A 13,132-nucleotide genomic window follows, 5' to 3' on the forward strand; every position below is an offset into this window, starting at 1 on the left:
GGTGGGGGAGGGGCGGCGGAGTTCTCCCCTTCCCTCCCGCGTCAGTCCGGGTCAGGCCGGATCCCGGCCGCGCAGATAGCCCGCCAGAACCGAGTAGTCCAGCTCGCCCAGTCCCGCGGCCACCGCTTCTCCCGCCAGCAGCCGCGCTTGGCCCGCCAGCCGCATCCGCGTCCCGCTGTGGGCCGCCGCAGCCTCCGCGATCTCCATGTCCTTGGCGAAGAGCCTCAGCCGCGAGTCCGCGGGGAACTCGTCCTGCTCGATCATCGCCCGCTTGCGCAGCACCAGGGGGCCGACCCGGGTCCGCTCCAGCTCGTCGAGCGTCAGGCTCCGGTCCAGGCCCAGTCCTTCGGCGAGCGCCAGTCCCTCGGCCAGCAGGGCCATCATCGGGGAGACACACGCGTTCAGGACGCACTTGAGGGCCGAAGCGGCGCCCAGCGGACCGCAGGGCACCACCGTGCCGAGCGTCCTCAGCACCGGATCGGCGAGGCGGCACGCCTCCTCGTCGCCGCCGGTCAGGACCCGGAGCTGACCCGTCACCACCTGGGGGACGCTGCCCGTCACCGGGGTGTCGAGCAGATGTACACCCGGCGGGATTCCTCCGGCCAGTTCGACGATCTCGTGCGGCGCGATCGTCGACATCTGCGCGATGACCCGAGGCCGGCCGGCGGCCACTCCCTCCGGCCCGCCCACCACAGCGCGCACGGCGTCGGCGTCGCTCACCAGCACGAGAGCCACCTGCGCCCCCGCCGAGGCCGCCGCGGGTGACATGGCCACCCTCACCCCGCCGCCCTCGAAAGAGGCGGCCCTGGCCTGAGTACGGTCCCAGACGCTGACCTGGAACCCGGCCTCCGCGAGCCGCTCGGCGACCGGCCGGCCCATCAGTCCGAGGCCGCAGACCGCCACGGCCGTCACCGCGCCCCCCTGCGGCGGATCGCGGTCACGGCCGGCCCGGCCGGCCGGACCCGGCCCCCGCTCACCGGGCCAGCCCGGCGGTCTCCGCCGGGTGCACACCGGAGAAGGACAGTCCCGCGGCCAGCAGCGCGTCGAGGTCGGCGTCCGATCCGGACACGTGCAGGTCGGTGAGGAGCCCGCTCGGCGGCATCACCGCATGGAGCCACGCCGGGGACGACACCTCCACGGGGTCGCCGCACGTCGCACGCCACATGTCCGACAGTTCGATGGCGAAACCGGTGCCCGAACGCCTGACAGTGATCTCGGCCGGTCCGCGCTTCGAGCGGTACTTCGCGGGCGTCCGGTGCACGGGGGTGGCGCCCCTGACGTCGTCAGCGGGGCCCGAGTAGATGTTGAACACCACAGCCGGGCCATCGAGCACGTAGGTGAGGTGCCAGGTACCGAACGGCACCACGGACAGCTCCCCGGGCCCGCAGACCTGGAACGCCACGAACGGCTCCTCACCGCCCTCGCCGGTCATGCTGCTCAGCATCAGCACGCGCCCGCTGAGCACCTGGAACACCTCCAGCTGGTCGGCGGGGTTCCAGTGCCCGGTGGAGCGGAACGGCTCTCCGCCGGGCAGCATGCCGTGCTCGTAGACAACCTGGTCGGCCGACCACAGCGTGGCCCCCGATCCGGAGGGACCCGGTGCGGCGACCCGGGAGGGAAGCACATCCCGGACCGCGGAGTACAGGCGGTGGTCGAAGCCGTTCGCGACCGCCGCGGCTACCACGGCCTCGTCCGCGAAGAGCGCGTCCGGACCGCTCCCGGCGCCCTCACGGAAGAAGTCCGACAGACGCCGCTCCACGAGACGGTTGTCAGTGGGCTGCAAAGGGAACACCTCGTATCGTCGTGCTCGAACATCCTTCGAGCGGTATCGGGCGCTTGCGGGAACAGGGAGACCAACAGCCGGGCGGAGAAAGCCGATCGGGGCGGGCCTCGACAGCGCAAGCGGTCACAGCGGGGTGGGGGAAGCCGTGGCCCACCCGTTCACCGTGGCCAGGCAGTCCAGGTGCGCCGCGGGATCGTTCTCGGGTTCGCCGGGGCCGGACAGCAGGTCGTCGAGCAGGAGCAGCCCGCTGAGGTAGAGCCCCAGGGCGAGTTCGCGACGGGTGGCCTCACCGGAGACCCCGGGGAAGGCGCGGTCCGTCCGGTCGGAGAGCCGGCAGGCCGACTCCGACAGGACGTGGAAGGCGTGCGTGTACAGGAGCCGCCGCCGCCAGAGCGGGTCGGTGCGGCCGAGGCCGTGGAAGAACTCCACCGTGTCCAGCAGGGCAGGCAGGCTCGCTGCGGCCCGGCCGTACGCCGGCAGAGGGCGGCGCAGGCGGACCTCCCGGCCGGCGGAGCCGTCCTGGCCGATAACGAATCCGCCGCTCATCGCCGCGTCGAACAGCGTCAGGCTGAACAGCGCCTTCGCGGCGTCGTACACCGGGTCCCAGTGTTCCTCGATGCCACGTGGATCCAGCACGGTGAACCCTGCTCCGCCCACGCGTCCGCAACCGGGCTCCTCCGCCGGACGGACCATGAGGTTGCCGAGGTTCAGGTCGCCGTGGACGGGGAAGTACAGCCGGACCGGCTCGACCGCCGTGAGCACGTCCGGCCGGGCCGCGGCGCGGCGGAGCAGCTCCCGCGCGCCGGGAACGGTACGCCCGTTCACCTGTAGTTCCGGCTCGTCCACCAGCGGCCCCAGGTGCTCTCGCAGCAGGGGAAGCCGCCGCGACAGCCGGTCCAGGTGGGTGCCGAAGCCATGGCCTGGCGGAGCGGGGACCGCGTCGGCCGCGTAGCCGTGGGTGCCGAGGACCGTGAACACCGATCCGAGCGTCGCCAGGAAGCGCTGCTCCCCCTGCTCGGCGTCGTTCAGCAGCGTGGTGGGCGGGACGCCGTCGACCCGGGGCATCGCGTATGCCCCCCAGTCCGGGCCCCGCCACTGGCCGACGAGCGGCACGTAGTAGGGCCTCAGGCCCGGCAGTTCGCGGTGGATCCGGGATATCTGCGTGGGCTTGCGCAGGAAGGAGCCCAGGTCGTGGCCGTCCACGACGCCGGGCCAGGCGTGCAGGACCTTGACGACGACCGCCTCGGCGTCCGCGTCCTCGCACATGTACACGTGCGCGGGGGTGCCGCCGCCGGTGAGCGGCAGCGCCCGCCGCAGCCTCAGCTCCCCACGCACCTCCGGGGGAATCCGGTCGAGAACGTCCGCCCCGGAAGAAGGCACACCCGTGTTGGCCATCGATGTATCCGCCCTTCGCACCGAGCACGTGTTGACAGGGGCCGCGCCTCCCGCCGGTTCGCACCGGCGGGAGGGCTGACTGGGGCGGGAGCTGTCGCGCGACCGTGACAGCTCCCGCGCGGGACCGGGCGCGGCTAAGGGCTGTCCCGCAATTCCTGGCGGGCGCACGACGACAGCTACGGCACCTCGCCGCGTTGTCGGAACGCCCGAATACATCCAGTATGCGGGCGCCCCTCCGCCTTGCGATGCACCGCATCTGACGCCGCGCGCTGATCCACCAGATATTGCGGGACAGCCCTTAGCCGCTCCCCCGGCCGAGCCCGGCTTCCGCCCGCACCGGCCCGACGTCGGAGACCACGATGTCGTTGACCGCGTCGAGCACTTCCTCGGCGGTGGCGTCGTCGCCGTCGACGACGTGCCAGCCCCACTGGGCTGCCATCCGCTCGTACTCCGCCAGCAGGCCGCTCTGCAGCTCCATGAAGGACTCCCGGCTGGACCGGCCCGCGAATCCCATGTCCTCCACCGGTCCGACACCGCCGCGTCGGGCGACGATGCGCCGGTAGCACTCCTCCGGGGTGACGCGCAGGAAGATCCCGATGTCGGGCTGCATGAACCGGGTGGTGTAGCAGTCGGTGATGAAGTCACGCATCCTGGCGATGATATCGCCGGAGAGGTCGTCGCTCGGGACCTCGCGCGCGACGCTCAGGACCTTCATCACGTTCTTGTAGCCGAAGCTCTCGGTGACGACGATCTTGCCCCTGGACGTGCTCTCGTTGATGAACTCCGCCTGAATCAGCATGTCGGCGACGAATTCGAGCATCGCGGACGCGGCCATGCCCGAGCGGTGGACGCCGACCGGGGCGACAGTGCCGAGCTGTTCCAGCTTGGCCTCGGTGAAGTCCTCGTAGAGCGGGGGGCCGTGCTGCACGTCGAGCGAGGACGAGTCCGTGGCACCGCCGTAGCGCGACCGCCAGGTCTCGACGAGGAGCTGCCGCAGAGTGATGTGCGGGAATTCGGCCCGGTCTACCTTGGCTGCGAAGTCCCGCCATCTCTGGAACTCGGAAATGTATCCCTGGTCGGCCAGCCGTGCGGTGAGGCCGTGAGCGACAGTGGTCTTGCCTGCTCCATCCAGTCCCAGGATTCCGACATAGAACCCTCGGTCTGCTCCAGCCGCATCCGTCATAGCCATGGAAATGCCTTCATGTAAGTTTAGCGTCCATTCGCTCGATGCCCTGGCGATACCACCGCACCCTGTTCCCGCGTGAGGAACTTTCGTCGCTCAATCATCTCGGGGGAAGGGCGCAGACCCACACAAGCTAGCCGCCCTCCGTGCGCAGGGCAAGGCTTCAATGGCGCGCTTCACGTGCCGCCTCGGGCACAACACCGCAGCACAGGGCGTCGGTCCACGCCGAGAACTTGCGCAATGCAGGGCGGATGCCGGAAGCGGAATAAAGGTTTCCACAAAGGGAGATCGCCCGTGATCGGCGGATTGCGCGTGGCTTATCCGCCTACCGCTCCCAAACCCCACCGACTTGGACGAAACGATGGACAAAGGACATTCAATGCAGCAGAAAGGAAGTTGACGCACTCCGCGCTCGATGATTAGCTCGCTGGTCGAGGAAGAGAAAGCGGGATGATGGGACGCCCTCGCGTATCTCCGGCTCATCGCTGCCTGGTAAAGAAACTCCTTGAAGTAGAGATTCTGAACGGAGTGCATGATGGTCAGCACCGAACATGACTGGCGTGGGCTGAGCGACGACGAACTCTCGCGGTATGCGGCCCAGGGGTACCTCCACCTGCGCGGCGTGTTCAACGAAGCGGAGATCGACTTCGGGCGGAAAATCGTCGACCGTGCCGTGCACACCATGACCGTCGACGGCGAGGACCTGGTGTCGTACCACCCGAGCTACTTCGAGGAGGGCAAGCGGCAGGACCTGGTGCGGGTTCGCAATGCCATAGCCCAACAGCGCGCCCTGGCGTACTTCCTCGACCACCCCCGGCTTGTCGGGCCGATGACCTCGCTGCTCGGCGAGGGCCTGCACGTGCTGGGCTCGGAGGTCTTCCGGCGCGACATCGATCAGTCGCCCCACGAGCCCTGGCACATCGACGGCGGCCCCGCGATGTACGACGTCAACATCGACCACTCGGGACGCAGCCTGCAGGCGAAGGCGCAGATCTTCCTCACCGAAGTGTCCGAACCCCGTTCCGGGAACTTCCTGTTGATCCCAGGGAGCCACACCTGGCCCGCTCCCACCGTCGCCGACATCGAGAAGATGAACCAGCAGCAGCGCGAGGGCGGGGTCCCCGGGGCGCTGACCGTGCGCGCACAACCCGGCGACGTGCTGCTGTTCCCGTACTCGCTGTGGCACGCCGTCGACTGCAACGTCCGTGCACCGCGCAAGAGTTTCATCCTGCGGTTCGGACACCTGTGGCACCGGCCGCACGACTACACGGCGCAGCCGGCCTCCGTCCTCGACGACCTCTCGCCGCGCCTGCGCCGGATGTTCGGCGACTTCGGGGCCCAGGCACACCCGATGGACCACTACAAGCCGACCGACCAGTCGGCAGTGATGGCCCGGGGCGGCGACTACACCTCGCTGATCCCCGCCGAGCTGGTGGAGGAACACGGCGCCGGCGCGTACGGTCCGTCGTCCTGGGCGGACCGTGCACCGTGGACGGTCTGCAACGAGACTCCCGCCGGTGTCGCGACGAGCGACGGAGGAACGCTGTGCCCGTGAAGCTCCAGCGGTACGAACTGACCCCGCAGATGCGGGACTACGACGAGTTCAACGGCGCCGCGGAGCGCAACTACCTGCCCTATCTCATGTACTTCGGCAGGCCTGACTTCTCCTCGCCGACCATCAACACCGACCGGTCCGGCTTCCGCCTCAGCACCGGACCGGACGGCCTCAGCGCCTCCGCCGGGGGGCATGTGCCGCCAGGGCCCGTGCGCATCATCACCGGAGGATCCACCACCCTCGGGGTGGGCGCCACCGGCGACCACATGACGCTGGCCTCCCTGCTGTGGAGCCGGTACGCCCCGTCCGAGCCGTGGCTCAACTTCGCCGGCCACTGCTTCAACCCGGTCCAGGAGGCGCTGCTGCTGACTCTGTACCGGCATCGGCTGGGCGACATCAGCGAGATCGTCGTCTTCTCGGGCGTCAACGCCATGATGCTGGCCCGGCTGCCCGAGTGGCAGCAGGGCGACCACGGAGCCTTCTTCTTCTGCGGCGAGTACTTCGAGCAGATGGAGGAGCTGCGGGAACGCAACCGGGGCCGGTCCGGGCGCTTCGGCCGCCGCGCGAGGAGGGCGGCCCCGAAGGCCGCCGTCGCGACCTTCGACGACGTGCGCCGCGACATCGGCACGGTCATCGGCTCCGCCGTGGACAACACGCTTCGCCAGCTCGACACCCTGCGGCGCGTGGCCGGCCACGGGACCCGTGTGTCGTACGTCCTCCAGCCGATGTCCCGGTGGATGCGGCCGACCTCCACGCCGCAGGAGGAAATCCTCTTCGAGGAGCGGGACCGCATCTACAAGCGGGGCGTATGGGAGGAGCTGTACGGGGACGTCGCGACGCCGGACGTCGCGCGCGAACTCGCCGGGGCGCTCCGCGTCGGCTGCGAGAAGCGGGGGGTCCGGTTCCTCGACCTGAATCCCGTCGTCGCCGAGGCCACCACCCCGCACGACTGGCTCTTCGTCGACCGCGTCCACTACAACGACGCGGGCCACGAGATCGTCGCCAGGGCCCTGGCGGAATCTCTCGAACTCTCCTAGATCCGGCGTCTCAAGTCACGCAGTGCGCGCACTGCCCGAACGAGGTGGGGCATGTCCTTTCTACGCAAGCTCGTCGACAAGATCTTCCGGCGCGGGAAGCGCCGCGGCCGGAAGGACGACGCGTCGATCTACCCGATGTTCTGAGAGCCCCGCCCGGTGTTCCGGGAGCGGGCCCATCCCGCTCGGCATCTGTGACACGTCCACCCTTCAGGAGCTCCCATGCACCATGACGCGAGCAGCGACGGCACCGACGCACCCGCCTCGTCCGCGTGGGGCGTCGGCGCCGGGCACATCTGTCGCGCGCTCTACGCGCGCGCCGCCGATCCCGAGGCGCTCGTCCCCGGTGGCGCGCTGGTCGACCGGATCCGCGCGGAGCTGCTCCAGGACCCTGCCGACACCGGCCGGCCGCTCGACAGCCTGATCGCGGAGGCCGCCGCGTGGTCGTCCGCGGCGGCCGAGGAACACCGGGCGGTCGGGCGCCTCACCGACGACGAGGGCCGGCTGCTCCTGGTCCGGAGGGCGGCCCTCGGATGGGCGCCCCTCGGCCTCGCCGCCGGGGCGTGGCTCCAGTGGCTGACGGCCCCGGGCACCGCGGACTCGGCCCTGTCGCTCCGGATCCTCGCCCTCTACGCCTCCGATGCCGGCGTCGGCCACCCGGGCGCCGCCAGGGGCAGCGCCTACCTCGGCCTGCTGCGGCGGCTGCGAGCCTCGGAGAACGCAGTACCGCTGGCGCGTCTCGCCGGTGACCGGAGGATCGCGGACGCGGCGTTCCGCCTGCCCGCCCTGCTCCTCCTGATGAGCCGGCGGCCCGACGACTTCCGCGACGAACTCATCGGGGCAGACCTGTGCCTGCGGGCGGTGGGCGCGCCGCCGCCGCTCGCTCCGGCCGGGCCGGAGCCGGACGCCGTCCGGGCGGCGATCGACTACTCCTCCGCTGCGGACGACGGTCCCGCGCCACTGGAGCGGTGCCGTGCCGTCGCGGAGGCCCTGGTCCGGTCCGGTCCGGAGGCCGCGGCCCGGGTGCACGCGGGCTTCCGCTGGGCGCTGTCCGCCCTGAAGGTCCAGGACGACGCCCTGCGCGAGGAGTTGCACGCGTCGCTCGATCCCGCCTTCGACATGGCGGAGCTGCTGCGTCTGCGCGCCGGGGAAGGGGCGTTCTACCACGGTCACGTCCTCCTGGAGGACCGGCCGCTGTCGGAGTGGCTGGTGGACTGCCGACGGGACCCGGGGCCGTTCCTCGACGTCCTGGCACGCAGCAGGCTGGTCAGACCGGGCAGGTCCGGTGTCAGCCCCCTGCTCACGGGGCTGGTCGGCGAGCGCGGCCCGATGTTCCGGGTCTTCTCGCCGGACGACCTCTCCGTCATCGGCCGGTGGATCGACGCCCTGCCGGGCCGCCCCCCGCGGGTCGCCGGGTCCGGCGCGCCCGCCCGCCCGCCGACTGCCGCCGAACGTCCGCCGGATCCGGACCCCTTGGCGGCGCTGTCCGGTCTGCTGGAGACCGCGGCGCCGTCCGGGGACGGCCCACGCGACCTCCGGGAGGCGTACCACGCGCTCATGGTGCGGACCGGCAGCCCGGAGCTCAACGACTGGTGCCTGCGGTACGTACGGGAATGGCTGGCCCGCGCGCGGTACCGGATGGACTCCCGGTCCGTGCCGCTCCCGCAGCGGTGGACGGCCGAAGGCCTGCGGCCCTGGCTGCTGGCGCAGCACGACCGGCACGGGGCGCAGTTCGAGGAGAGCGCGGACCTTGCGCTGCCGTCGCGCGAGGCTGTGGTGGACGACGCCGTGCAGACGGCCCCGCTCACCCTGATCGACGGAAGTTGGCTCCAGGGCTTCACCGACTACGAACTGGCCTCGTCGGACATCGGGCACTCGCTCTTCTCCACCTACTGGGACGAGCTGGGCAACGGCGAGGCCGATCTCAACCATCCCTTGATCTACCGCCAGGTCCTGAAGGAGATGGCCGTCGAACTGCCGCCCACGGCCTCGCCGGAGTTCGCGCGCTGGCCGGGCTTCCGCGACGCGTCGTTCGAGCTGCCCGTGTACTGGCTGAGCGTCGGGCGCTTCCCGCGCACCTTCCTTCCCGAGGTGCTCGGCCTGAATCTGGCCATGGAACTGTCCGGGGTGGGCGGCGCCTACCGCAGGGCCGGGCTGGCCCTGCGGGAGTACGGCTTCAGTACCCGCTTCGTGGACATCCACAACACCATCGACAATGTCGTCACCGGGCATTCCGCCTGGGCGGCCGACGCAGTCGATTCCTGTATGGCGAGCCTGCCGGACCGCGCCGGGCCGGGCAGCCGGGCGGAGGTCTGGGAGCGGGTGCGTGTCGGATACCGCTCCCTCAGCCCGCCCACTGGATTCATGGCCCGGCGGGCCGGCCGTCGCGGCCGGCCCGCCGGAACCCGGCGGCGCGGTCACACGTCGTTCGTACCTGGGGCGGAGGAGCACACCGGTGTCTGACCTGGTTCTCGGAATCTCGGCCTTCTACCACGACAGCGCCGCCGCGCTCGTGCGCGACGGAGTCCCCGTCGCGGCCGCACAGGAGGAGCGTTTCAGTAGGAAACGGCACGACTCCTCCTTCCCCGCCCAGGCGGTACACAGCTGTCTGGAGGAGGTGGGGGCGTCCCTCGCGGACGTCTCCGCCGTCGCGTATTACGAGGACCCCCGGCTGAAGTTCCGCAGAGTGCTGGCCACCTTGGTGGGCACCGCGCCGATGGCTGCCGCCTCCTTCCGTGAAACGCTGCCGAACTGGCTGCGGTCCGACGGCAAGCTCCGGACGGTCCAGGTCGTCCGGCGCGAACTGGAGTCGCTGGGCCTGGGCGAGGTGCCCGAGATCGTGGCCCGGCGGCACCACGAGTCCCACGCGGCCTCGGCGTTCTTCCCCAGCCCGTACCGCTCGGCCGCCGTGCTGTGCGTGGACGGGGTGGGCGAATGGGCCACCACGACGTTGTGGCACGGCCGGGACACCGGGCTCGAACCTCTGGCCGAGATCCGGTTCCCGCACTCACTGGGGCTGCTGTACTCCGCGTTGACCTACTTCTGCGGCTTCAAGGTTGATTCCGGCGAGTACAAGCTGATGGGCCTGGCACCCTACGGCACGCCCCGGTACGCGGGCCTGATGAGGGAACGGCTGATCGACATCAAGCCGGACGGGTCCTTCCACATGGACATGCGGTACTTCGAGTACCTGCGCGGGCGAGTGATGACCGGCCGGGCGTTCGAGAAGCTTTTCGGCGGTCCACGACGCACTCCCGAGGGGCCGCTGACGCAACGCGAGTTCGACCTGGCCGCGTCTGTCCAGGAGGTTACCGAGGACGTGATGCTCCGCCTGGCCCGTACCGCACGAGAACGCACCGGGGAGGCCACGCTCTGCCTGGCCGGAGGAGTGGCGCTGAACTGCGTTGCCAACGGGGAGATCGTGAGGAGCCACATCTTCGACGAGGTGTGGGTGCAGCCCGCCGCCGGGGACGCCGGTGGGGCGCTGGGGGCGGCGATGGCGGTGGCGATGGAACGGGGAGCGGTGCGCGACCACGTCGGCAGCGGGCGGGACGCGATGTCCGGCTCGCTGTTGGGCCCGGCCTTCAGCGACGAGCAGATCGCGGCGTACCTGCGCGCCCACGGCATCCCGCACCACCGCCCGGACCCCGGCGGCCTGGCCGACGACGTAGCGGCGGCACTGGCCGAAGGCAGGATCGTCGGCTGGTTCCAGAACCGCATGGAGTTCGGCCCCCGGGCCCTGGGAGCCCGCTCCATTCTGGGCGATCCGCGCGATCCGGCCATGCAGTCCGCGATGAACCTCAAGATCAAGTTCCGGGAGTCGTTCCGCCCGTTTGCGCCTGCCGTGCTGGCCGACGACGCGCAGGACTACTTCGAACTCGGCCAGGAGAGTCCGTACATGCTGGTGGTGGCGCACGTGGCGGCGGCCCAGCAGCTGCCGGCGCCCGAGACCGAAGCGACCGGACTCGACCTACTGCGCGTGCCGCGTTCCACGGTCCCCGCAGTTACCCACGTCGACCGTTCCGCGCGCGTGCAGACGGTCACCCCGGACACCAACCCGGCCTTCCACGAGCTGCTGACCGCCTTCAAGGCGCGCACGGGCTGCCCGGTCCTGGTCAACACGTCGTTCAACGTCCGAGGCGAGCCGATCGTGAACTCGCCGCACGACGCCTACACCTGCTTCATGCGCACCGACATCGACATGCTCGCGATGGGCGGTTTCGTGCTGCACAAGAGCGAGCAGCCCGCGTGGTCCGAAGAAGGTGACTGGCGCGCGGACATCCCCCTCGACTGACCGCTCCCGCCCACCACCCGCACAGCAGAGGTCGTGAGAGACACCATGCTCTTCATCGTCTACTTCCTGGTCGTCACCCCGGTCGGCATGGCGAGCCGCCTGTTTCACGACCCGCTGACGCGTCGCCGCAGACGGCGGGCGAACACCTACTGGGTCGAACCCGCGGATCGCTGACGGTCACACCGGATTCAGCGCCGGAACCTTCTACGGTTACGCCGGCATCGGTCCCCGCGGCCACAGCATCGGTGACAACCCCGACGAGCTCCGCGAACTCACCGCCGCGTTCCCCGGCGCCTTCATCCTGTCCTGGCCCGGGCGAAGAAGAACGCAACGGCCCCCCGCGTCATCCCAGGCCCTCCGTCATCCCCGGCCTCGCGCACATCTGCGCCGAACCGGCCGGCCCCTTTCCCGCGCAGCCGCGTTCGAGAGCCCCGTTGCCGCAGCGGACCAGGTCGCCCCGCCCGGAGCCCCGCGCTTCCGCCGGGGCGTTCGGGCTGCGGTTTTCGTGCGGGCGCACTGCTCTCCCCCCGGACGCGCGCCCGGGCGTGGAGGGCGCGTACCGGCGCAGCGGAATGCGCCGTCCTTTGTCATCGCGATGATCCTACGAAGTAATTGCTCACACAAATGAAATCCCCTCTGCTGCGAGGCTCCTCTCCCTTTACCTCCCGCGACCAATAGGGTCAGGCGATTTCTGTGAGTCGGGCATGATTAAAGCCGCGAGATCGGGAAATAGATGATCTGGGCTGATGGGGGGTAGGGGCATCAGTTCGCACCGCGGCCGAATTCAGGCGGGGCCGGGTGTCTGAAATCCGCCAGCGCGGAACCCAGGGTCGCCCCCTGGGTTCACCAGTGCGCCGAAGGGCGCTCTGACCTGCTCTGATGTGATGCATTGATCCTTCTCCCGGTTACTGTCTCCTGTGGGGGTCACGGATGGACGAGCGTGAGCGTGTCGCCGATGGCGAAAACTATTCGGCCGGCTATTCGGTTGCACGGAAGGGGTCGTTCGGTAATTCAATGGCCCGGTTTCTTTGTGTGGCCGCCTATCCCGCTCTGCTGCTCGCGGTCATTCTCGTCGGGGTGTTCGCGGTGCGGCAGCGGTGGGATCCGGCATGGGTCAGCCCGCTTTTCCTGCTCGGGGTCATCGCCTACCTCGTCGTCCTGGAGCAGCTGGTTCCCTACGACCGGAACTGGCACCCGGGAAAGCGGGAATGGCGCCTCTACGGCATCTACTTCCTGCTCACCATGGCCGGAAGCGGGCTGGCGCAACTGATCGTCGCGCTGGCCATCGGCCTCATCACGCCGGCGGAGCCGACCCACCACCTGGGGATCGAGATCCCGGGCGCGCTCCTCGCCGGATCGCTCACCAGCTACCTGGTGCACCGGCTGGGCCACCGCAGCCCCCTGCTCTGGCGGCTGCACGGCATCCACCACGTGCCGGAGAAGGTCAACGTCGCCAACAACGGCGTCAACCACGTGCTGGACATCGTCCTGGCGCAGGGCCTGGTCCAGCTGGCCCTGGCCCTCGCCGGATTCTCCCGGCCCGCCGTTCTGGTGGTCGGGCTGTTCGTCACCGCCCAGGGCTACTTCGTCCACGCCAACATCGACGTCCGTATCGGACCGCTCAACCACCTGCTGGCCAGCCCCGAGCAGCACCGTCTGCACCACAGCACCGATCTGGCCGAAGCCGGTCACTACGGCTCCGACCTGTCGTGCTGGGACCACCTCCTCGGCAGTTTCACCTGGCGTCCCGGCCGCGAACCTGCCGCCGTAGGTCTCCATGACCCCGCCACCTTCCCCGGCACCGGAGAAATCCTCGCCGCCCTGCTGCACCCCTGGCGACGCCGCCCCGCGCCGGGCCCCGAACCGAAGTGACCGCCGTCCCCCGACG

Annotated in this window: 10 protein-coding genes; 6 read left to right on the forward strand and 4 right to left on the reverse strand. The window is 70.2% G+C overall.

Annotated elements, in window-relative coordinates:
- Positions 1–51: 51 nt before the first annotated feature.
- The 4 genes from ACZ4LX_RS02865 to ACZ4LX_RS02880 all read right to left on the reverse strand — a co-directional run bounded on the left by ACZ4LX_RS02865 (position 52) and on the right by ACZ4LX_RS02880 (position 4,367).
- Positions 52–912, reverse strand: coding sequence for an NAD(P)-dependent oxidoreductase (locus tag ACZ4LX_RS02865; protein ID WP_467637611.1), 861 nt, complete (start codon positions 910–912; stop codon positions 52–54).
- Positions 913–973: 61 nt separating this feature from the next.
- Positions 974–1,783 carry a cupin domain-containing protein gene (locus ACZ4LX_RS02870; protein ID WP_467637614.1) on the reverse strand — a complete coding sequence of 270 codons (810 nt, stop codon included), beginning with the start codon at positions 1,781–1,783 and terminating at the stop codon, positions 974–976.
- Positions 1,784–1,906: 123 nt separating this feature from the next.
- On the reverse strand, positions 1,907–3,178 hold the full coding sequence (locus tag ACZ4LX_RS02875) for a phosphotransferase family protein (protein WP_467637618.1): 1,272 nt from the start codon (positions 3,176–3,178) through the stop codon (positions 1,907–1,909).
- A gap of 298 nt (positions 3,179–3,476) precedes the next feature.
- Entirely contained in the window at positions 3,477–4,367 is an 891-nt protein-coding gene (locus ACZ4LX_RS02880; protein WP_467637624.1) for a hypothetical protein, read from the reverse strand.
- 526 nt (positions 4,368–4,893) lie between these two features.
- Here ACZ4LX_RS02880 and ACZ4LX_RS02885 point away from each other — a divergent pair.
- From ACZ4LX_RS02885 to ACZ4LX_RS02910, 6 genes are all read left to right on the forward strand, one after another.
- A complete protein-coding gene (locus tag ACZ4LX_RS02885) occupies positions 4,894–5,916 on the forward strand; it encodes a phytanoyl-CoA dioxygenase family protein (RefSeq protein ID WP_467637629.1) in 1,023 nt (340 codons plus the stop codon).
- Positions 5,913–6,953 carry an Inducer of phenazine A gene (locus ACZ4LX_RS02890; protein WP_467637633.1) on the forward strand — a complete coding sequence of 347 codons (1,041 nt, stop codon included), beginning with the start codon at positions 5,913–5,915 and terminating at the stop codon, positions 6,951–6,953. The genes ACZ4LX_RS02885 and ACZ4LX_RS02890 overlap by 4 nt, the downstream gene beginning before the upstream one ends.
- A gap of 219 nt (positions 6,954–7,172) precedes the next feature.
- Complete coding sequence (locus tag ACZ4LX_RS02895) at positions 7,173–9,413, forward strand: iron-containing redox enzyme family protein (RefSeq protein ID WP_467637636.1); 2,241 nt, start codon at positions 7,173–7,175, stop codon at positions 9,411–9,413.
- Positions 9,406–11,244: a carbamoyltransferase family protein gene (locus tag ACZ4LX_RS02900; RefSeq protein ID WP_467637639.1), complete on the forward strand. Its 1,839-nt coding sequence runs from the start codon at positions 9,406–9,408 to the stop codon at positions 11,242–11,244. The genes ACZ4LX_RS02895 and ACZ4LX_RS02900 overlap by 8 nt, the downstream gene beginning before the upstream one ends.
- Before the next feature lie 33 nt (positions 11,245–11,277).
- Positions 11,278–11,418 (forward strand): hypothetical protein, encoded by a 141-nt coding sequence (locus ACZ4LX_RS02905; protein ID WP_467637642.1) that lies wholly within the window; start codon positions 11,278–11,280, stop codon positions 11,416–11,418.
- Positions 11,419–12,174: 756 nt separating this feature from the next.
- A complete protein-coding gene (locus ACZ4LX_RS02910) occupies positions 12,175–13,116 on the forward strand; it encodes a sterol desaturase family protein (RefSeq protein WP_467637645.1) in 942 nt (313 codons plus the stop codon).
- Positions 13,117–13,132 lie beyond the last annotated feature (16 nt).

The organism is Streptomyces sp. NPDC026062 (genome assembly GCF_055568375.1).